Origin of the sequence: Streptomyces sp. NBC_00670, assembly GCF_036226765.1 — a bacterium.
Classification (GTDB): Bacteria; Actinomycetota; Actinomycetes; order Streptomycetales; family Streptomycetaceae; genus Streptomyces.
In genome coordinates, this window is record NZ_CP109017.1 from 7,049,478 (window position 1) to 7,069,959 (window position 20,482).

The 20,482-nt window shown below is 74.1% G+C and carries 17 protein-coding genes and 2 pseudogenes; 9 read left to right on the plus strand and 10 right to left on the minus strand.

Translation table 11 applies throughout. From position 1 onward, the window contains the following. Nucleotides 1-77: 77 nt before the first annotated feature. A pseudogene (locus OIE12_RS33545) lies at nucleotides 78-845 on the plus strand (sigma-70 family RNA polymerase sigma factor); the annotation flags it as partial. A 166-nt stretch (nucleotides 846-1,011) separates the two neighbouring features. Next, entirely contained in the window at nucleotides 1,012-2,076 is a 1,065-nt protein-coding gene (locus OIE12_RS31000; protein ID WP_329141109.1) for a glucose 1-dehydrogenase, read from the plus strand. A gap of 52 nt (nucleotides 2,077-2,128) precedes the next feature. Here the strand turns inward: OIE12_RS31000 and OIE12_RS31005 are convergent, their stop codons facing one another. Together OIE12_RS31005 and OIE12_RS31010 are read right to left on the minus strand one after the other, a co-directional pair. Continuing rightward, on the minus strand, nucleotides 2,129-2,596 hold the full coding sequence (locus OIE12_RS31005; protein WP_329141111.1) for a DUF4396 domain-containing protein: 468 nt from the start codon (nucleotides 2,594-2,596) through the stop codon (nucleotides 2,129-2,131). Nucleotides 2,597-2,675: 79 nt separating this feature from the next. Continuing rightward, nucleotides 2,676-4,520: a SpoIIE family protein phosphatase gene (locus OIE12_RS31010; protein WP_443053976.1), complete on the minus strand. Its 1,845-nt coding sequence runs from the start codon at nucleotides 4,518-4,520 to the stop codon at nucleotides 2,676-2,678. Nucleotides 4,521-4,718: 198 nt separating this feature from the next. Between OIE12_RS31010 and OIE12_RS31015 the strand changes: the two genes are divergently transcribed. After that, nucleotides 4,719-6,485 (plus strand): MFS transporter, encoded by a 1,767-nt coding sequence (locus OIE12_RS31015; RefSeq protein ID WP_329141113.1) that lies wholly within the window; start codon nucleotides 4,719-4,721, stop codon nucleotides 6,483-6,485. A gap of 28 nt (nucleotides 6,486-6,513) precedes the next feature. Here OIE12_RS31015 and OIE12_RS31020 read toward each other — a convergent pair whose 3' ends face one another. Both OIE12_RS31020 and OIE12_RS31025 read right to left on the minus strand, forming a co-directional pair. Further along, a complete protein-coding gene (locus OIE12_RS31020) occupies nucleotides 6,514-7,092 on the minus strand; it encodes a cysteine hydrolase family protein (protein ID WP_329141114.1) in 579 nt (192 codons plus the stop codon). 136 nt (nucleotides 7,093-7,228) lie between these two features. Next, on the minus strand, nucleotides 7,229-8,686 hold the full coding sequence (locus OIE12_RS31025; RefSeq protein WP_329141116.1) for an MFS transporter: 1,458 nt from the start codon (nucleotides 8,684-8,686) through the stop codon (nucleotides 7,229-7,231). Nucleotides 8,687-8,856: 170 nt separating this feature from the next. Between OIE12_RS31025 and OIE12_RS31030 the strand changes: the two genes are divergently transcribed. Next, a complete protein-coding gene (locus tag OIE12_RS31030) occupies nucleotides 8,857-9,312 on the plus strand; it encodes a MarR family winged helix-turn-helix transcriptional regulator (protein WP_030379085.1) in 456 nt (151 codons plus the stop codon). Nucleotides 9,313-9,343: 31 nt separating this feature from the next. On the opposite strand, the gene OIE12_RS31035 is transcribed toward OIE12_RS31030, so the two are convergent. After that, nucleotides 9,344-10,807 (minus strand): hypothetical protein, encoded by a 1,464-nt coding sequence (locus tag OIE12_RS31035; RefSeq protein ID WP_443053978.1) that lies wholly within the window; start codon nucleotides 10,805-10,807, stop codon nucleotides 9,344-9,346. Between the two features lie 114 nt (nucleotides 10,808-10,921). Between OIE12_RS31035 and OIE12_RS31040 the strand changes: the two genes are divergently transcribed. Beyond that, nucleotides 10,922-12,163, plus strand: coding sequence for a molybdopterin-dependent oxidoreductase (locus tag OIE12_RS31040; protein WP_329141119.1), 1,242 nt, complete (start codon nucleotides 10,922-10,924; stop codon nucleotides 12,161-12,163). Between the two features lie 358 nt (nucleotides 12,164-12,521). On the opposite strand, the gene OIE12_RS31045 is transcribed toward OIE12_RS31040, so the two are convergent. The 3 genes and pseudogenes from OIE12_RS31045 to OIE12_RS31055 all read right to left on the minus strand — a co-directional run bounded on the left by OIE12_RS31045 (nucleotide 12,522) and on the right by OIE12_RS31055 (nucleotide 14,907). Beyond that, a complete protein-coding gene (locus OIE12_RS31045) occupies nucleotides 12,522-13,376 on the minus strand; it encodes a class I SAM-dependent methyltransferase (RefSeq protein ID WP_329141121.1) in 855 nt (284 codons plus the stop codon). Nucleotides 13,377-13,546: 170 nt separating this feature from the next. Beyond that, a pseudogene (locus OIE12_RS31050) lies at nucleotides 13,547-14,167 on the minus strand (TIGR04282 family arsenosugar biosynthesis glycosyltransferase); the annotation flags it as partial. Continuing rightward, nucleotides 14,164-14,907, minus strand: a complete 744-nt coding sequence (locus OIE12_RS31055; RefSeq protein WP_329141123.1) for a glycosyltransferase family 2 protein — start codon at nucleotides 14,905-14,907, stop codon at nucleotides 14,164-14,166. The pseudogene OIE12_RS31050 and the gene OIE12_RS31055, both read right to left, overlap by 4 nt. Before the next feature lie 104 nt (nucleotides 14,908-15,011). Between OIE12_RS31055 and OIE12_RS31060 the strand changes: the two genes are divergently transcribed. Continuing rightward, a complete protein-coding gene (locus OIE12_RS31060) occupies nucleotides 15,012-15,878 on the plus strand; it encodes a response regulator transcription factor (protein ID WP_329141125.1) in 867 nt (288 codons plus the stop codon). After that, nucleotides 15,871-16,983: a sensor histidine kinase gene (locus OIE12_RS31065; protein ID WP_329141127.1), complete on the plus strand. Its 1,113-nt coding sequence runs from the start codon at nucleotides 15,871-15,873 to the stop codon at nucleotides 16,981-16,983. The genes OIE12_RS31060 and OIE12_RS31065 overlap by 8 nt, the downstream gene beginning before the upstream one ends. Nucleotides 16,984-17,149: 166 nt before the next feature. Here the strand turns inward: OIE12_RS31065 and OIE12_RS31070 are convergent, their stop codons facing one another. Continuing rightward, nucleotides 17,150-18,133 (minus strand): NAD-dependent epimerase/dehydratase family protein, encoded by a 984-nt coding sequence (locus OIE12_RS31070; RefSeq protein WP_329141129.1) that lies wholly within the window; start codon nucleotides 18,131-18,133, stop codon nucleotides 17,150-17,152. 88 nt (nucleotides 18,134-18,221) lie between these two features. Beyond that, a complete protein-coding gene (locus tag OIE12_RS31075; protein WP_329141131.1) occupies nucleotides 18,222-18,965 on the minus strand; it encodes a DUF4142 domain-containing protein in 744 nt (247 codons plus the stop codon). A gap of 154 nt (nucleotides 18,966-19,119) precedes the next feature. Here OIE12_RS31075 and OIE12_RS31080 point away from each other — a divergent pair, with 154 nt between their 5' ends. Both OIE12_RS31080 and OIE12_RS31085 read left to right on the plus strand, forming a co-directional pair. Beyond that, nucleotides 19,120-19,590, plus strand: a complete 471-nt coding sequence (locus OIE12_RS31080) for an MSMEG_6728 family protein (RefSeq protein ID WP_329141133.1) — start codon at nucleotides 19,120-19,122, stop codon at nucleotides 19,588-19,590. Between the two features lie 54 nt (nucleotides 19,591-19,644). Then, nucleotides 19,645-20,460 (plus strand): YqjF family protein, encoded by an 816-nt coding sequence (locus OIE12_RS31085; protein ID WP_329141135.1) that lies wholly within the window; start codon nucleotides 19,645-19,647, stop codon nucleotides 20,458-20,460. The last annotated feature ends 22 nt before the right edge of the window (nucleotides 20,461-20,482 follow it).

Sequence of the window (20,482 nt, forward strand, 5' to 3'; positions counted from 1 at the left end):
GCGACCTTTGCATACGGCAAACGATGTGGGGAACCCGCTGTTCCAGTCCCGTCTCCCGCCGACAGTACGAGGCCCAGATGACAACGCTGACCAGCTCCGCGCGACCGGAGCAGGACGACGCCCCCGCGGTGTCCTCCGCCGGTGCCGAGGACCCGAGTCTGTGCTCCGAGCGGATCGACGCCCTCGTCGGACGGGTTCACGCGGCCGGGCCCGGGCCCGCGCGCCGGGCGGCGCGGGAGGAGGCCATCAGCCTGCTCGTGCCCTTCGCGCGCCGGGTCGCCGCCAAGTACCGCAACGTCACCACCGAGGATCCGGACGACCTGGTCCAGATCGCCTGCCTGGGACTGGTCAAGGCCGTGGACGGCTACGACCCCGGCCGCGGCCACGCCTTCCTCGCCTACGCGCTGCCGACCGTCACCGGCGAGATCAAACGCCACCTGCGCGACCGGAGCGGACTGCTGCGGCTGCCGCGCCCCGTGCAGGAGGCCCGCAACCGGGTGGGCCACGCCCGGCGCGAGCTGGAGCAGCGGCTGGGCGGGCGGACCCCGACGGCCGAGGAGATCGCGCACGTCAGCGGGCTGACCACCGAGGCGGTCACCGAGGCGCTGCGCTCGGAGACGGCGTGCCGGCTGCGCTCGCTCGACGCCCCGGAACGCGGCGAGGAGGCCGGCGGGCGGGCCGTCTCGGACGCCGTCGGCGACCACGACCCGGCGCTCGACCTGGTCGTGGACCGGCTCACCCTGGCGAGCGCCGTGCACTGCCTGCCGGAGCGCGAGCGCCGCATCCTCTACCTCCGGTTCTTCCACGACCAGACCCAGCAGCAGATCGCCACGGCCGTCGGGGTGTCCCAGATGCAGGTCTCCCGGCTCCTCACCCGCTGCCTGGCCCGGCTGCGCGAGCGGCTCACGGCCCCGGAACCGGCGACGGAGACCGCCCCGGCCCACCCACCGGCCCGTCGGCAGGCCCCGGCACCCGACCGCCGGCCCGTCCCCCCTCTAGAGAAGGAGCAGCATGCGTGCCCTGACCGTACGACCCGGCCACGCCGCCACCCCGAGCCCGCAGGAGATCGACGAGCCGACACCGGCCGCCGGCGAACTCCTCGTCCGCGGGCTCGCGCTGGGCGTGTGCGGTACCGACCGGGAGATCGCCCGCGGGGAGTACGGCCAGGCGCCCGGGGGCCGGGACCGGCTGGTCCTGGGCCACGAGTCGCTGGGCCGGGTGGAACGCGCCCCGGACGGCAGCGGGTTCGGCGCCGGCGACCTGGTCGCGGGCGTGGTGCGCCGCCCCGATCCGGAGCCCTGCGGCGCCTGCGCGCACGGCGAGTTCGACATGTGCCGCAACGGCCGCTACGAGGAGCGCGGCATCAAGGGCCGCGACGGCTACGGCTCCGAGATGTGGTCCGTCGAGGCGGACTACGCCGTCCGCATCGATCCCGGCCTCGGGCTCGCCGGCGTCCTGATGGAGCCGACCAGCGTGGTGGCCAAGGCCTGGGAGCAGATCGAACGGGTGGGCGCCCGCGCCTGGTTCGAGCCGCGCCGGGCACTGGTGACCGGCGCGGGCCCGATCGGCCTGCTGGCCGCCCTGCTGGGGCGGCAGCGCGGCCTCGACGTGCACGTCCTCGACCGCGTCGCCGACGGGGCGAAGCCGGAGGCGGTACGGGCCCTGGGGGCGACCTACCACTCCGGTGACGCGGCCGACGTGGTCTCCGCGCTGCGCCCGGACGTGGTCGTCGAGGCCACCGGCGCCGGTCCCGTGGTGTTCGACTGCGTGAGCGGCACGGCGGCGTACGGGATCGTCTGCCTCACCGGCGTCTCGCCCGTCGGACGCCGGCTCACGGTGGACGCGGGCCAGGTCAACCGGGAGATCGTCCTGGAGAACGACGCCGTGGTCGGCTCCGTCAACGCCAACCTCCGCCACTACCGGCAGGCCGCCGACGCCCTGGCCAAGGCCGACGTCGACTGGCTGCACCGCCTGCTCACCCGCAAGGTGCCGCTGGAGCGGGCGGGCGAGGCGTTCGAGCAGCGGCCGGACGACGACATCAAGACGGTGATCATGCTGGACCCCGACGCCGCCTGAGACGCCGCGAGGACGCCGCCCGGCATCGGGCGGCGTCCTCGCGGGGCCCGCGTCAGTGATACGCGTGCATCACCGCGTGGCCCTTGCCGCGGCCGATCATCCACCGGTTGACGGGCGTGGTGACGACGAACGCCAGGGCGAGCGAGAACGCGAGCGAGCCCCAGAACAGGAGGTCGGACAGCCCGGCGGTCATGGCGCCGGGCACGCCGACCATGACGGTGTTGTCGATCAGCTCCATCACGGCGATGGAGACGGTGTCCGAGGCGAGCGCCACCTTCGCCGCCTGCCGCAGCGGCACCTCCGCGCGCAGCACGCTCCGCATCGTCAGCGCGTAGCCGAACACGAAGGCGAGGACGACGGACAGCACGACCGTCGCCGCGTTGTGCAGGCCCGCCGCGGTGCCGATCACCATGCCGACGATTTCGCCGAGCGCACAGCCGGTCAGACAGTGCAGCGTCGCCTGCGCCGCCATGCCCCAGCTCGCGTGGGTGCCGCCGTGCTGCGCGTGGTCGTGGTCCATGGCCGTCCCCCTTCGGTAGTGGTTGCCGCGTACGTGAGACGACAACGATATACCCCCCAGGGGTATTCCCGTGGTCCCGTCACTCCTCGCGGAAGCCCCGCGTCGGGTCCTGTACGTGGGGGTGCTCCTGGACCGAGCCGGGGGCCGCCCGGTCGGGGGCGGCGGGACTGTACGGGGCCTGGGGCGGCGGCGGTGGCCGCAGGTCGCCCGCGGTTCCGGCCCCGGCCTCGGGCAGCCGCAGCGCGAGCAGGGCCGCGTCGTCACCGCTCGGCGCGATGCGTTCGAGGAGCTCGTCGCAGAAGTCGTCCACCGTGTTCCCCGCGGGCCGCCGCGCCAGGACGCCGGCGTGGTGGCGCAGGGTCGCCATGCCCAGGTCGATCGGGCGGTTGCGGCTCTCCACCAGGCCGTCGGTGTAGAGCAGCAGCGTGCTCTCCGGCGGCAGCTCCTCGCTGGCGTCCGGCCAGCTCAGACCCAGGTGCAGGGTGGCGCTCATGCCGATCAGCGGGCCGTGCCCGCCCTGGAGGAAGCGCGTGGTGCCCTCGCGGGTGATCAGCAGCGGGGGCGGATGGCCCGCGTTGACCCAGTGCAGCCGCCAGGGCCCGCCCTCGGGTCCCTCGACCCGGGCGAAGACCGCCGTGGCCATCGGCGCGTCACTCGTGTTGGTGACCGCCTCGTCCAGCCGCCGCATGATCAGGCTCGGCGGCTCGCAGTGGTCCCAGGCCAGCGCGCGCAGCATGTTGCGGACCTCGGCCATGTGCGCGGCCGCCTTCAGGTCGTGCCCGACGACGTCCCCGATGACCAGGGCCATCACGCCGTCCCCGAGCAGGAAGGCGTCGTACCAGTCCCCGCCGATCTCCATGGCCCGCTGGGCCGGCCGGTAGCGCGCGGCCATCCGCAGATGGTTCACCTGGGGGAGCGGGGCGAGGAGCTGGCGCTGCATGGTCTCCGCGACGTTGCGCTGTTCGTAGTAGAGCCGGGCGTTGTCCATCACCAGGGCCACCCGCCGGCCGATGTCGGCCAGTACGGCGGCCTCGGCGTCGGTGTGCGGAGTGCCGGTGCGGGCCACGGTGAGCAGGCCGTACGGCCGCTGCCGGGTGCGCAGCGGCACCGCGACCGCGTAGTCGCCGCCGAGCCGTTCGAACAGCGCGCCGTGCGTGGCGGCGAGGGGCGCGTCCGGGGAGTCGCGCAGCTCGGCGGCGGTCAGCCGGGTGGGGCGGTCGCCGTTCAGCGCCCGCGCCACCGCCAGGCGGGACTTCTCCGGCAGCGGAGGCAGGGGGCCCTTCAGCCGGCCGGTACGGCGGTGGTGCGCGCTGCGCACGGCGACGCGCTCCAGGTTGGTGGAGTGCTCGGAGCAGACGTCGACCGCGGCCCATGCGCCCATCCCGGGGACGAGCAGCCGCAGCAGCCGCCGCATGCTGCCCGAGGTGCTCACGCCCGCCATCAGCACCGAGGAGATGTCGGCGATCAGATGCAGCCGGGCGGTCAGCGCCTCCAGCGCGGCGGTGTGCGCGGCCGCCTGCTCGGTGGCGCTGCGGTGCAGGCTGAAGTCGTGGAAGACGAGCACCACACCGGCCCGGCGGCCGTCCAGCCAGAGCGGGGTGGTGGCCCAGGTGATCGGCACGGGCGTGCCGTCGGCGCGCAGGAAGTACTCCTCGCTGCCCTCCTCGGCCGACTCCGATCCGCGCAGCGGTTCGGTCATCGTGCACTGTTCGCGCGGGACCGGGCTGCCGTCGGCCTGGCGGTGCAGCAGGTCGTGCGCATCACGGCCGACCATCTCCGCCGCGGTGCGCCCGAGCAGTTCCTCGGCCCAGGGATTGGCGGAGGTGATCCGGCCGTCCGGGTCCATCGTGATCACTCCGGCGCCCAGGTCGTGCAGGACGGCCCCCGTGAAGTCCGCGTCCGGGGCACGGTCAGCGCCGCTCACGGCACCTCACCGCCTTTCCGTCCCTGTCCGGACCACCCTCGGCCCGTCCGGACCACCATCGGTTCCCCATGGGCCCAGTCTGAACCGTTTCGCGGCATCGGGCCGGGTCGGGAAGCGTGCGGGAGCACCCGTCCGGCGGGCAGTGATTACTCAGTCTTGGTTGAGCAGTCCAGACTGATGAAATTAGCGTGGAGCATCATGGGAGCAGGAGCGAAGGCAGGAACGGCGGGCCCCGGCTACAAGTGGATCGCGCTGTCCAACACCACACTCGGCGTGCTGATCGCCACGATGGACGCCTCCATCGTGATCATCTCGCTGCCCGCCATCTTCCGGGGGATCGGTCTCGACCCGCTCGCCCCCGGCAACATCGGCTATCTGCTGTGGATGATCCTCGGCTATCTGCTGGTCTCGGCCGTCCTCGTGGTCGTCCTCGGCCGGCTCGGCGACATGTTCGGCCGGGTGCGCATCTACAACCTGGGCTTCCTCATCTTCGCCTGCGCCTCCGTCGCGCTCTCCCTCGACCCGTTCCGCGCCGGCGCCGGCGCGCTGTGGCTGATCCTGTGGCGGATGGTGCAGGCCTTCGGCGGTTCCATGCTCACCGCCAACTCCGCGGCCATCCTCACCGACGCCTTTCCCTCCCGGCAGCGGGGCATGGCCCTCGGCATCAACCAGATCACCGCCCTCGCCGGACAGTTCCTCGGTCTGCTCGCCGGCGGCCTCCTCGCGGCCGTGGACTGGCGCGCGGTGTTCTGGGTGAGCGTTCCGGTGAGCATCACCGGCACCGTCTGGTCGTATCTGAGCCTGCGAGAGATCACCACCGGCCGCCCCGGCCGCGTCGACTGGTTCGGCAACGTCACCTTCGCGGCCGGCGCCGGCATCCTGCTCGCCGGCATCACCTACGGCATCCAGCCCTACGGCTCCGACGCCACCGGCTGGGGCAACCCCTGGGTCCTCGCCGGACTGTTCGGCGGGGTGTTCCTGCTGCTCGTCTTCTGCGTCGTCGAGAGCCGCGTCGCCGAACCCATGTTCAAGCTGTCCCTGTTCAAGGTGCGGGCGTTCGCCGCGGGCAACCTCGCCGCACTGCTCACCGCGATCGCCCGCGGAGGGCTGCAGTTCATGCTCATCATCTGGCTGCAGGGCATCTGGCTGCCGCTGCACGGCTACGAGTTCGAGGACACCCCGCTGTGGGCGGGCATCTTCATGCTGCCGCTGACCGTCGGCTTCCTGATCGCGGGCCCGGTCTCGGGCTTCCTCTCCGACCGGTTCGGCGCCCGGCTGTTCTCCACCACCGGACTGGTGCTGGTCGCCGCCTCCTTCCTCGGACTGCTCGCGCTCCCCGTCGACTTCGACTACCCGCTCTTCGCCGCGCTGCTGCTGCTCAGCGGCATCGGCCAGGGCATGTTCTCCTCGCCCAACACCTCCTCGATCATGGGCAGCGTCCCGCCGGAGTACCGGGGCGTGGCCTCCGGGATGCGCTCCACCTTCCAGAACTCGGGCACCGCCCTGTCCATCGGCGTGTTCTTCTCCCTGATGATCTCCGGGCTCGCCTCCTCCCTGCCCGCCGCGCTGAACAGCGGCCTCCAGGCGCACGGCGTACCGGCCGGCACCGCCGAACAGGCCGCGTCACTCCCGCCGGTGAGCACCCTGTTCGCGACGTTCCTCGGCAACAACCCCATCGCCCATCTGCTCGCCTCCGGTGACACGCTCGACCGGCTCACCACCGCCCAGCGTGACGTCCTCACCGGGCACAGCTTCTTCCCGCAGCTGGTCTCGGGACCGTTCCACCACGGGCTCACCATCGTGTTCGGCGTGGCCGCGGGCATGGCCCTGGTGGCCGCCGGCGCGTCCGCCCTGCGCGGCCGCCACCACCCGGGTCCGCGAAGCGAGTCCCCCGTCACCGACGACCCGGTCACCGACGACCCGGTCACCGACGACGGCCGGCGCCCCGCGCGCGAGCGCCGGTGACCTGTCGCCGGACCGGGGTCCGGTCCCCTCAGCCCTCGGTGCCGGCCGGGGCCGCCGCCGTGAACGTCACCTCTTTCGTCCCGACCGTCTCCGCCCGGCGGCCCGGGCCGTTGTGGAAACCCCAGTAGAGGTTGGTGTGGGCGATGACCTGCTCGGGGGCCGGTGCCCCATGGGCCGTGAGATCCTCCGTCGTGTGCGCGTCGCCGACCAGCGTCACGTCGTACCCCCGGACGAAGGCGCCGTGGAGCGTGGAGCGCACGCACATGTCGGTCTGCGCGCCGGTCACCACGACCCGCCCCACACCGCGCCCCGCGAGCACCTCCTCCAGCTCCGTGTCCTCGAAGGAGTCCCCGTACTTCTTGTGCACCACCGGCTCGCTCTCCCGGCGGACCAGCTCGGGCACGTACCGCCAGCCCTCGCTGTCCCGCACGAGGCCCTCGTCCGAGTGCTGCACCCACACCACGGGCACGTCCTCGGCGCGGGCCCGGTCCACCAGGGCGGCGATGTTGGCGACGACACCGTCGCGGTCGTGGGCGCCCGCCATCACGTCGTTCTGCACGTCGATCACGAGCAGCGCGGTGTGCGGCCGGCCGGACAAGGTCGTCATGGAAGCCCCCAGTAGTCGAGTCAGTGGTCGCGCCCGGTGGACGCGCCGGTGGTCGCGGGGGCTGCCGGCCCCCGCGTTCTTCCCTCGACATCCACACTAGGACCGACCACTGACAACGCCCCCCCCCGAGAAGCCGTCAGCCCTCGACCGCCGCCTCCTTGGCCGGCACGGCGGGGGCGGCTTCCGCTCCGCCCGACCCGCCGCCGCGCACCGCCGGGATGACCGCCGCGATCAGCGCGGAGACCAGCGCGAGTCCGCCGCCGACCAGCAGCGCCGTGCGGAACCCGGACTCGGAGGCGAAGGAGTGACCGCCCAGCGTCGTGGTCATCTGGGCGAGGATCACGCCGATGACGGCGGAACCGATCGAGGTGCCCAGCGAGCGCATCAGCGTGTTGAAACCGTTCGCGGCGGCCGTCTCGTTGAGCGGCACCGAACTCATGATCAGCGCGGGCATCGCCCCGTAGGCCAGCCCCACCCCGCTGTTGATGACGATGCCGACGACCATCAGCCCCCACGCCGAACCCATCAGCGGCATGGAGACGCCGTACCCCACGGCGATCACCAGCGCGCCGCAGACCAGCGTGAACTTCGGGCCCTGGGCGTTGGTGAGCTTCCCGCCGAGCGGCGAGACGAACATCATCATGACGCCGCCGGGCGCCATCCACAGGCCGGCCGCGAGCATCGACTGCCCCAGCCCGTACCCGGTGGCCTCGGGGAACTGCAGCAGCTGCGGCATGACCAGCATGCTCGCGTACATCGCGAAGCCGACGAAAATCGAGGCGGCGTTGGTGAGCAGCACCCGCGGGACGGCAGCGGTGCGCAGGTCGATCAGCGGATCGGTGGTGCGCCTCTCCCACCAGCCCCAGCCCGCCAGCGCGACGACGGCCAGCGCGAACAGACCCAGCGTGGTGGCCGAGCCCCAGCCCCAGTCGGCGCCCTCGGAGATCGCCAGCAGCAGGGAGACCAGACCGACGGCGAGACCGAGCGCGCCGGGCACGTCGAAGCGCTGGCCCTTCGCGCCCGCCGGGACGTCCGGGATCATGAACCAGATCAGGACCGCCACGACGACGGCCAGACCGGCCGAACCCCAGAACAGCACGCGCCAGTTCGCGTACTGCGCGACGGCCGCGGCGATCGGCAGGCCGAGCCCGCCGCCGATCCCCATGGAGGCGCTGACCAGCGCGATGGAGGAGCTGAGCTTCTCCATCGGGACCACGTCCCGCAGCAGGGCGATGCCGAGCGGCACCATGCCCATGCCCATCCCCTGCAGACCCCGCCCGATGATCATGGGCGTCACCGAGGACGACAGCGCACACACCACCGAGCCCGCGATCAGCGGCACGGCGCACGCGAGCAGCATCCGGCGCTTGCCCAGCAGATCGCCGAGGCGGCCGGATATCGGCACGCACACACCGCCGACGAGCAGGGTGATGGTGATGACCCAGGCGGCGTTCGCCGACGAGGTGTGCAGGATCTGCGGCAGCTCCGGGAGGAGCGGGGTGACCAGCGTCTGCATGATCGCTGCCGTGATGCCGGCCAGGGCCAGCGTGGCGACCACGCCGCCCGAACGGGCCGTGGTCTGGGGGGCGTCCATGGGACTCGACTCCTCGACTGTGTGTGCTACCGGAAGACCGCGTGGAGGCTGCGTGCCCCTCGCCTGTCGAACGAGTGCCGAACGAGTGCGGCAAACGATGTGCATCATACATGTCGTGTGTATCGCGCACGTCATGTGTGCCATGCACATGCATATGAGACGATGGAGCCATGGACAGTCCGGCGCACGAGGTCGAGTACGAGCAGATGCTGCTCAGCCGCCACACCTTCCTGAACAAGGGCGGCGGCCGTCGCAAGGACGGCGTGCTGGAACGCAGCGCCTACATCCTGCTCAGCCGCATCCGGGTGCAGGGGCCCATGTCCATCGGCGAGCTCAGCGACGCCTTCGGGCTCGACGCCTCCACCCTCAACCGGCAGACCGCCGCCGCGATGCGCGCCGGACTGGTCGAACGCATCCCGGACCCCGAGGGCGGGATGGCCCGCAAGTTCCGCCTCACCGACAAGGGCGGCCGGCTCCTCGACGAGGAGCGCGAGGGGATCGTCCGCTCGCTCGACCAGGTGATGGCCGACTGGTCAGACGACGACATCGCCGCCTTCGCGTCCTACCTCAAGCGGTTCAACACCGGCATTGAACGGATCGGCGGCCGTCCCTGGCCCCGGCCCTGAGCCCGGGCCGGCCACCGCGCGGCGGCGCCCGTCACCATCCGGTCAGCAGCAGATGGTTCAGCAGCAGCGCCACCACCGCCTGCGCGCCGAGCCACGCCCGTACGCCGCTCACCAGCGCCCCCGCCGGCAGCAGCCACATCGCGAACGGCAGCCAGATCCGTTCCGTCTCCGCCTTGCTCATCCCGGACAGGTCCGCCGCCAGCAGGGCGGCCAGCGCCGCCCCCACCAGCACCGCGAGCCGCACCTGGGCGGACCACCACGCGGGCCGCAGGCGCATGTCCGCGAGCCACCGCGCCGGTCGCAGCCGTGCCGGCCGTACGTCCGCCCGGCCCACCGCGCCGGCCGGCACACCCCCCGCCCGGCGCAGTCCCGCCACCGTCGCAGGACCCACCACCAGTACCGTGCACGCCAGGTTGGCCCACACCCAGTAGCCGTACGGCCTGATCCCGCCCGCCCCCTGGTAATAGCGCCGCACCAGCAGCCGGTACGCCTCCCACCAGTCGAAGCCCAGCCAGGTGAACACCACCGGAACCACCGCGCACCCCGTCACCAGCCACGGCAGCACCGCCCGGCGCCGCGAGCCCAGCAGCAGTACCGCGCCCGCGAGGACGACGAACAGCGTGAGGCCGTAGGAGAGATAGACCGTCAGCCCGAACAGCAGCCCCGCGCCGAGGCCGAAGGCCCACACCCCGCGGCCCGTCACCGCGAGCGCCAGACACGCCACCGCCCACGCCGCGACCCCCGCGAAATACCCGTCCGCCGAGGCCCCCACCCACACCGCGGTCGGGGCCAGGACCACGAACGGCGCGGCCCTGCGCGCCAGTTGCTCGCCCGCCAGCGCCCGCACGGCGACGAGGACCGCGACCGCCGCCGACGTCCCCACGGTGACGCACCACACCCCCGCCCACGCGCCGCCGCCCAGCCCGATCCGGTCGAGCAGGACGAAGGTGAGGGTCGACGCCGGGGGATGCCCGGCCACGTGCGGCGGCCAGTGCTCCGGGGAGTCCAGCAGGATGTGGTGGGTGAAGTCCCGCAGTGTGGCGGGGATGTCGGAGAAGCGGTCCACGGCACGCAGATACTCGTAGCGGGTGGTCAGCCGGCGCGCGAGCCCGCGCTGCCACCCGTCGACGAGGGCGAGGGAGAACGTCCACGCCAGCGCCGCACCCCACACGGAGGCCAGGAGCGCCCGCCACGGCAGCCGGGCGGCGAGCGCGGGACCGTACGCCACCACCAGGACCGCCACGGCCACCGCGGCCGGGGTCCCCGGACCCACGTGCGGCGCCCAGTTGGCGTACAACGGCGGCCACCCCACGTGGAGCGTGCCGTCCCGGCGCTCGATCGCGGTGCCGATCAGCGCGGCCGCCGTCACGAGCAGCGCGGCGGCCAGGACGGCGTACAGATCACGACGGCGGTCACGGCGGGGGTCCTGCGGGCGGTCGGGGCGGCGGTCGTGCGGGCGGCCGCCAAAGCGGTCGCGGAGGGGAGCGCGGTTCACACCGGAACGCTAGGCCGCGGGCGGGCGGGACGGGCGGCGGCCGGGGCGGACGTCAGTGTTTCGTCATGGTTCGCAGCGGCTTCGCGTGAGTGATCCGCGCCTACGGTCGGGCACATGGCACGGACCACCCTCCTCACCCGCTCACCCTTCGCGCCCGCCTTCTGGCGCAGCCCCGTGCGCGGCACCCGGTTCACCGCGCTGCTCGGTGTCGTCCTGCTCGGCGGGATCACCCTGCTCTTCGTCACCGGACTGCTGTCGTACGCCGCCTACAACCCGGATCTGTCACCGGTCAACGACAAGACGCCGGACAAGGGCATACTCGGCTTCTACCTCTTCGACTGGCCCACCGATCCGCCCTGGCTCTACCGGCTCACCCAGGGCATCCACGTCACGCTCGGCGTCACCCTGATCCCGGTGCTGCTCGGCAAGCTCTGGTCGGTGGTGCCGAAGCTGTTCACGCTGCCGCCCGCGCGCTCCCTCGCCCACGCGGCCGAACGGCTCTCGCTGCTGCTCCTGGTCGGCGGCGCGCTCTTCGAGTTCACCACCGGCGTGCTCAACGTCCAGCTCGACTACGTCTTCCCCGGCTCCTTCTACCCGCTGCACTTCTACGGGGCATGGGTGTTCTTCGCCGCTTTCCTCGCCCACGCGGTCCTGCGGATGCCGACCGCCCTGCGCAACCTGCGCGAACTCCGCGCGCGTCCCGATGAGTCGGCCGCGCCCGCACCCGCCGACCCCACCGTCTCCCGGCGCGGCGCCCTCGGCCTCGTCGGCGGCGCATCGCTGCTGCTGTTCGCCACCACGGCCGGCCGCGGCTTCGACGGACCACTGCGGCGCACGGCGCTCCTCGCACCGCACGGCGGCGCCGAACCGGGCAGCGGACCCGGTGCCTTCCAGATCAACAAGACGGCGGCGTACGCGGGCATTTCGCCGGCGGAGACCGGCGACGAGGCCTGGCGGCTGGTCGTCACCGGACGCACCGGCACCGTCCGGCTGACCAGATCCGCCCTGCTGGCCATGGACCTGCACAGCTCCGCCCTGCCCATCGCCTGCGTGGAGGGCTGGTCGACCTCGAACCAGTGGTGGCACGGCGTACGGCTGCGCGACCTCGCCGCGCTCGTCGGCTACGAGGACCCGCCGGACGTGTTCGTCGAGTCGCTCCAGCGGCACGGCGCCTTCCGCCACGCCGTGCTGCGCGCCAACCAGGTGGCCGACCCGCGCTCGCTGCTCGCCCTGTACGCCAACGGCGAGGAGCTGACCCCGGACCACGGATACCCGGCGCGCGTGATCGTGCCCGCGGCGCCCGGCGTGCTCAACACCAAGTGGGTGGCCCGGATGACCTTCGGGGGTGTCAGGTGAAGGGTGTCGTGACGAGGGCGGGGCGGCGGCTCGTGGGTGTGCGGTGGGCGGCGGTCCTCGGCAGCCCGCTCCAACTCCTGCTGCTCGCCTGTTCGTTCGCGCTCGCCGGATACGCGGGGACGCGGCTGCTCACGGAGGCGGAGGACCGGTTGGGCCTCGTGCTGTGGTTCGTGGGCGCGGCCCTGCTGCACGACCTGGTGCTGCTTCCGCTGTACGCGGGCCTCGACCGCGCCGCCGTACGCGCCTTCGGTGCGGTCCGCCGCCGGGAGTGGGCCGGATACGTACGCGTACCGGCCGCACTGTCCGGGCTTCTGCTGCTGGTGTGGTTCCCGCTGATCGGCGGGCAGGTGGCCGGCCGCTACCGGTCCGCCACCGCGCTGCCCGCCGACGGGTTCCTCGGCCGCTGGCTGCTGATCACCGCCGTACTGTTCGGCGGCAGCGCGCTGCTGCTCCTGCGGCGGCTGCGCAGGGCGACGAAGCGGCGCCCGCCGGCCGACCACTGACCGGCCGGGCGCCAGCCCGCACGGGCGGCGTACCGGAGCAGCGCCGGTGCGCCGAGCCGGGCCCACGGGAACGCGGCGCCCGGTGCCTCGGCGGCGCCGCCCGCGCCGTACGCCTCCCGTACGAGGCGGACGTCGGCCCGTTCGTCGACGTCCGCCGCCGGCACCGTCTCGGCGAGCAACAGGCCGCCGGGGCGCAGCAGTTCGCGCATCCGGGCGAGAAGGGCCACGGGGTCGCCGCCGATGCCGACGTTGCCGTCGACGAGCAGCGCGGTGCCCCAGCGGCCCTCGCCGGGCAGCGGCTCGAAGACCGAGCGGCGCAGCGCCCGGCCGCCGAGCCGGAGCGTGCGGGCCACGGCCGCCTCGCTGACGTCCACCCCGAGCGCGGGCCGGCCCCGCGCCGACAGCGCGGCCACCAGGCGGCCCGGGCCGCAGCCGACGTCGAGCACCGTGCCCTCGCAGCGACGCAGCACCTCTTCGTCGGCCGCGTCGGCCGCCGCGCACCAGCGCTCCACCTCCAGTGGCAGCAGCCATCCGTCGGAGCGCCGCAGGAAGAGGGGGCCGCGGCCGGTACGCAGGGCGTCGGCGTACGGGTCCGCCGACCAGGAGGCGGGAACCGGGGAACGTGACGTACGGCCGGGGCGGGGCCCCGGGGGAGCCACCTCGCCCGCGGCCGCGGTGACGGGCGGGCGCGCCTCACGTGCGGTGGTCATCGGCCGCCACCCCGGAGGGGCCGGGCGCCGGCGGCGGCCGACGGCCGCCGCCCCTCCGCGTCCGCGTTCCGCGGGGCCGGGCTCCACGGGTCCGGGCCGCTTCGGTTCGGGTCCTGCCGGTGGGCGCTCTGCCGGTCCGGGCGGCGTCGGTCCGGGTTCTGTGGGTCCGGGACCGACGCGAGGCGGTCGAGTTCGGCCGCGAAGCGGCTTCCCGGTGCCGCTGCGGAGACCGCGTGGGCGTCGGTGGCCGTGTCGACGTCGCGCAGCGGGGGGAGCGCGCGCACCCGCAGCCCCGCGCGGAGCAGCCGGTCGCGCTGGACCGCGCCCGTGCGGTCCGTCGACATCGGCACCCCGCGCACCAGCGCGGGGTCGGGCGCGGCGAGGCCCAGCGCCCAGAAACCGCCGTCCTCGGCGAGCCCGAGGTACGCGTCGCAGCCGTCGAAGTCGACCGTGAGGAGCGCGGGGGTGACTTGGGGCGTGTCCATGCCGACGAGCAGGGCCGGACCCTCGCACTGGGCGAAGGCCGCCGCCAGCCGCTCGTCCAGGCCGCCCGCGCACTGCGGTACGACCTCGAAGCCGGGCGGGAGCCATGGCCCCGGCCGGCCGTCGAGCACCAGGACGCGCCGGGCGGCCGGGGCCGCCGCCACCGCCGCCAGGGTGTCGGCGAGCGCGGCCTCGGCCAGGGCGGCCGCCTGCTCCGGGGTGAACGGCGGCGTCAGCCGGGTCTTGACCCGGCCCGGCCGGGGCTCCTTGGCGATGACGAGCAGGGTGGGCGGTCGCACGGGCGTCATCGGGACCTGCCTCCTTCCACGGCGTGATGCACCGGCGGTTCGGCGAGGACGCGGCGCATGTCGTGGACCGCCTGCCAGGTCCCGCGCCACGTGCCGGTCACCTTCGACGCGCCCGTGCGCGGCAGATACGGGACGTCGTGCTCGGCGACCCGCCAGCCGGCGTCGGCCGCGCGCACCACCATCTGGAGCGGATAGCCGCTGCGCCGGTCGGTGAGGGCGAGGCCGAGCAGCGCCTCCCGGCGGGCGGCGCGCAGCGGACCGAGGTCGCGCAGCCGCAGCCCGGTGCGGCTGCGCAGCATCCGGGAGAGCGCGAGGTTGCCGGCCCGGGCGTGCGCGGGCCAGGCGCCCGGGCCCTGCGGCCGCCGTCGGCCGAGCACCAGGTCGGCCCGGCCCGCGCACACCTCCCGCACGAACGGGACGAGGAGCGAGGGGTCGAGCGAGGCGTCGCAGTCGCAGAAGCAGACGACGTCGGCGGTGGCCGCCGCGAGGCCCGCGTGGCAGGCGGCGCCGAAACCGCGGCGCGGCTCGCGCACCACCGTGGCGCCGAGCGCGGCGGCGACGTCGGCCGACCCGTCGGTGGAACCGTTGTCCACCACCAGGGCACGCCAGCCGGGCGGGATGCGGCGCAGCACCCACGGCAGGGCGTCGGCCTCGTCGAGACAGGGCAGGACCACGTCGACGCCGGCGGCGGCGTCGTCCGGGTCGGGGGAGTGGGGAGAAGGGCTCGTCACGGCCCTCACCCTACGAATCGGAAACGGACATTTCGGGGCGTCCGCTTCTTACGAAACACGGACGTCGAGGGCCGTCGGCGGCACTCCCGGGGGCGCGGTGGGAGGCTGGTCGCATGCGACAGCCCAACGAGTCCCCGGCCACCGAAGCGACGGCGCGGGGCGGCGGCGGAGCCCCGGCCGCCGCCGGAGTGCCGAACGCCGCCGGAGCCCCGGAAGCCGCCGGAACCCTGGACGCCTCCGGAGCGCGGATCCTCGTCGTGGACGACGACCCCACCGTCGCCGAGGTCGTCTCCGGATATCTGGACCGCGCGGGATACGTGGTGGACCGCGCCGGGGACGGCCCGGCCGCGCTCGCCCGCGCCGCCGCGCACCGGCCCGACCTGGTCGTCCTCGACCTGATGCTTCCCGGCATGGACGGCCTCGAGGTCTGCCGCCGGCTGCGGGAGCGCGGCCCCGTGCCGGTCGTCATGCTGACGGCACGCGGCGACGAGGACGACCGCATCCTCGGCCTGGAGGTGGGCGCGGACGACTACGTCACCAAGCCGTTCAGCCCGCGCGAACTCGTGCTGCGCGTCCAGTCCGTACTGCGCCGCACCCGGCCGGGACCGGACACCCGGCCGCTGCGCGCCGCCGGTCTCGTCCTGGACCCGGCGGCCCGGCGCGCCACCAAGCACGGCACCGAACTCGCGCTCACGCTGCGGGAGTTCGACCTCCTGGCGTTCCTGCTCGCCCACCCCCGGCGGGTGTTCGGCCGGGAGGAGCTGATGCGCGAGGTGTGGGGCTGGGACTTCGGCGACCTGTCCACCGTCACGGTCCATGTCCGGCGGCTGCGCGGCAAGGTGGAGGACGATCCGGCCCGGCCGCTGCTCATCCAGACGGTGTGGGGGGTCGGATACCGGTTCGAGCCCACGGGGGCCGAGGCGGTCGAGACGGCCGAGGGCGCGGGGCGGCCCGCCGAGGGGAGCGCCGGCCGTGCGTGACACGCTGCTCATCGTCCTGTTCGCCTTCCTCGGCGCCGCCGCCGCCGGACTGCTCGGCCTGGGCGCGCTGTGGCTGCTCCGCCGCCGCTCGCTCACCGCCTCCGTGGCCGTCGTCGCCGCCGTCGCCGTCGGGGCGATGCTCGCCGGCACGCTCGCCGTCGCCCAGGCCATGTTCCTGTCCGCGCACGACCTCTCCGTCGTCACCACGGTCGTCGCGATGGCGGCCGTCGTCTCCCTGGCCACCGCGCTGCTGCTGGGCCGCTGGGTCGTCGCCCGCAGCCGCGAACTCGCCCTCGCCGCACGCTCGTTCGGCGACGGCGGGGACTTCGCCGCGCCCGCGAGCCCCGGCACCGCCGAACTCGCCGAGGTCAGCCGCGAACTGGCCGCCACGAGTGCGAAGCTCGCCCGCTCCCGGGAGCGGGAGCGGGCCCTGGAGTCCTCCCGGCGCGAACTCGTCGCCTGGATCTCGCACGACCTGCGCACTCCGCTCGCCGGACTGCGCGCGATGGCAGAGGCGCTGGAGGACGGGGTCGCCGCCGACCCCGACCGCTATCTGCGCCGCATTCGCACGGAGGTGGAGCGGCTCAACGGGATGGTGGGCGACCTCTTCGAGCTCTCCCGCATCCACGCGGGAGCGCTGGCGCTGTCGCCGTCCCGGATGTCGGTGTACGACCTCGTCGGCGACGCACTCGCCGGGGCGGATCCGCTCGCCCGCGAGCACGGGGTGCGGCTGGTGGGGGACCGCATCGAGGCGGTGCCGGTGGAGGTGGACGGCAAGGAGATGAGCCGGGTGCTGGGCAATCTCCTGGTCAACGCGATCCGGCGGACGCCGGCGGACGGGACGGTCGCGGTGGCCGCGGAGCGGTCGGCGGACGGGGTGGTGCTGTCGGTCACCGACGCGTGCGGGGGGATTCCGGAGGAGGAGTTGCCGCGGGTGTTCGACACGGGGTGGCGGGGGACCGATGCGAGGACGCCTCCGGCGGGGGCGGGGTTGGGGCTGGCCATTGTGCGGGGGATCGTGGAGGCGCATCGGGGGAGGGCGGAGGTTCGGAACGTGGTGGGAGGGTGTCGGTTCGAGGTGACGTTGCCGGTGGTGGGGGTTTAGGGCGCGTTCGAGCTCGGGGGGGGCTTGTTGGTTGGCGGGTGCGGGTGGGTTCGTGGTTGCTCGCGCACTTCCCCGCGCCCCTTTCGGGGCGCGGTGAGCTGGTCGCGCCCCGCGGCGGAGCCGCGGATCAGACACAGCCCCGCGCCCCTTTCGGGGCGCGGCCCCCTCACGACCGCGCGAACTCCCTCATCCCCTCCTCGAACCGCACCTCCGGTTTCCAGCCGAGGTCTGCTCGCAGCCGGGTGGAGTCCGCCGTGATGTGGCGGACGTCGCCCAGGCGGTACTCGCCCGTCACCACCGGAGGCGGGCCTCCGCACGCCTTGGCGAGAGCGGAGGCCAGGTCGGCGATCGTGTGCGGAGTGCCGCTGCCGGTGTTGTAAGGGGTCAGGGCGCCCCGGGGTGCGTCCGCCTCCAGGGCCGTCGCGTTGGCGGCCGCCACGTCGCGGACGTGGACGAAGTCGCGGCGCTGGCCGCCGTCCTCGAAGACGCGGGGAGCCTCGCCGCGGGCCAGGGCCGAGCGGAAGAAGGAGGCGACGCCCGCGTACGGCGTGTCGCGGGGCATCCGGGGGCCGTACACGTTGTGGTAGCGCAGCGACACCGCCCAGCCGTCGGTCGAGCGGGCCCACGCGGCGGCCAGGTGCTCCTGGGCCAGCTTGGTGGTGGCGTACACATTGCGCGGGTCGGCGGGGGCGTCCTCGCCGACCAGCCCGGGGGTGAGCGCCGCACCGCAGCGCGGACACGGCGGCTCGAACCGGCCGTCGTCGAGGTCGGCCACCGCCCGGGGGCCCGGCCGTACCGCCCCGTGCCGCGGGCAGGCGTAGGCGCCCTCGCCGTAGACCACCATCGACCCGGCGAGCACCAGACGCCGTACCCCCGCCGCCGCCATGGCGGTGAGCAGTACGGCGGTGCCGAGGTCGTTGCGGGAGACGTACTCCGGCGCGTCCGCGAACCCGGTGCCGAGGCCGACCATGGCCGCCTGGTGGCAGACGGCGTCCACCCCGCGCAGCCGGGCGGCGACCACCTCGGGGTCGCGTACGTCGGCGCCGTCCTCCCGCACGTCCAGAGCGACCGTCTCGTGGCCGCGGGCGGCGAGGGCGTCGACGACATGGGACCCGATGAACCCGGCCGAGCCGGTGACCAGTACGCGCATGCCGCCCACGCTAGGCCGGGCGGGGCCCCGTGCCCGCCCCGCCGGCCCGCACGTCACCGCTCCGTAAGACCTGGTACCGGCAAGGGGGTCACCCCGACGGCGTGGAGGAGGCCGTCGGGGACGAGGTGCGGATGTTCAGGTCCGGGCGCGGGGTGAGCGCCACCAGGGGCGAGCCCGGCTGGGGCGGCGGCGGGGTGAGCTGGTTCTGGTCGAGCTTGGGCGGCGTCGTCTGCTGGAAGTTGACCTGGTCGTGATTGACCAGACCGGTCTTCTCCAGCACCGTGATGTGGTCGAGGACCGTGTCGTTGGCCTGGTCGGCGAGCTGCCGGACCAGCGTGTTCCGCGTACTGGCGCGGATCTTGGCGATGGCCGGGAAGATCTGCCCGTGCGTCACCCGCATGATGTTGACGGCCGTGGAGTCGAACTCCTTGCCCCGCGAGGCGTCCACCGTGGCCACGAACTGCTGCTGTTGCGGGGTCGCCTGGTTGGGCAGGGTGATGTTCAGCTCGGGTGCGATCTTCCGGCAGGTCTCGTCCAGTCCGGCGTGCCCGACGATCAGGTGCTTGCCCGCCTCCTTCATCGCGTCGGTCGTGCCCCGCTCCAGCGCCATCTCGCCGAGCGGGTACTCCCACAGTCCCGCCGAGCGCACCTTCACCACGAAGTCCCGGTCGCCCTCGGTGAGCGGGCCGTGCGGGGTGTTGGCGATGACACGGTCGGGGTTGGTGGTCGAGTTCCGCATCCCGAGCATGGTCGGGTACGCGAGGGCGGTGAGGGTCAGACTCAGCGCGCCGAACACGAAGACGGTTCCGGCCATGTTGCGGGACATGCGCATGGGTGCCTCCAGACACGGACTGCTCGTACATACCTCTCGTACGTCTCGTACACGTCGTACGTCTCGTACACCGGGGAGTACGGACGCCGTCGCCGGAACAGTCACCGCAGGCGCGGGTGATTCGTTCCCGCCGTCGCGCGGTACGACATGTGCCGTGCAGACATTCCTCCCGTATCCGGACTTCACCGAGTCGGCCCGCGTCCTGGACCGCCGCCGGCTCGGCAAACAGCGCGTCGAGGCGCTCCAGGTGCTGCGCGGGCTGACCGTGCCGGGCTACGGCTGGCGCCGGCACCCGGCGGTGCGGATGTGGACGGGGTACGAGGAGGCCCTCGTCCGCTACGGGCTGCAGATGTGCCACGTCTGGCGCGACCTCGGCCACCAGGACAGCTGCGCGGCCACCATGGTCGCCGACTTCGCCGCCCACCGGCCCGGCGCCGCGGTGCGGGAGCAGGCGGAGCTGGCCGAGGCCGGTGAACTGCCGCCCTGGCTGGGCGATCCCGCCCTGCACGTCAGCCACCGCTCCGCCCTCGTCCGCAAGGACCCCGACTTCTACGCCCCGCACTTCCCCGGCGTCCCGGACGACCTGCCGTACCACTGGCCCGGCTCGGACCGCGGCGGCGAGTGAGCCCCCGCGCGGGTCACCCCGACGGCGTACGCCCGCCCCTGACATGCTGGCGCCATGCCGACGACCCCGCAGCCGCCCGTGCCCGCCGGACCCGGACCCGCCGGACCGGTGTCCCGGCGGCCCGCCCCCGAGCCCGTCACCCCCGACGCGCCCGCCGCCCTCACGTGGCCGCTGCTCACCCAGGAGTGGCTGGACCTCGCCTTCGTCCACTGGGCGCTCGACCCGGACGCCGTCGCCCCGCTGCTCCCCGCCGGGACCGTGCCGGACGTGTACGAGGGGCGGACGTATGCCGGCCTGGTGGCGTTCCGGATGCACCGGGTCGGCTGGCTGCGCTCGCCCGGGGTGCCGTACCTCGGCTCGTTCCCGGAGACCAACGTGCGGCTCTACTCCGTCGACGCGCACGGACGGCGCGGGGTGGTGTTCCGCTCGATGGACGCCGCCCGGCTGATTCCCGTCGTGATGGGCCGGGCCGGGTTCCGGCTGCCGTACGTGTGGTCCCGGATGGCCGTACGCCACCGGGGTGACCTGATCGGCTACAGCAGCACCCGGTGGTGGCCCGGGCCCCGGGGCGCGTACTGCCGGCTGGTGGTGCGGCGGGGCGAGCCGATCGCCGAGCCGACCGGTCTGGAGCACTTCCTGACCGCCCGGTGGGGGATGCACAACGCCTTCTTCGGCGACACCGGGTTCCTGCCCAACGCGCATCCGCGCTGGCCGCTGCACCGCGCCGAGCTGGTGCGCTGCGAGGAGAACCTGGTGGCGGCGGCCGGGCTGCCCGCCGAGCTGGGGGAGCCGGTGAGCGTGCTGTACTCGCCGGGCGTACCGGTCGAACTGGGCCGCCCCGCCCGCCCGGCGGGCATCCCGACGCCCTGACGGGCCGTGAGCCACCGGCGTC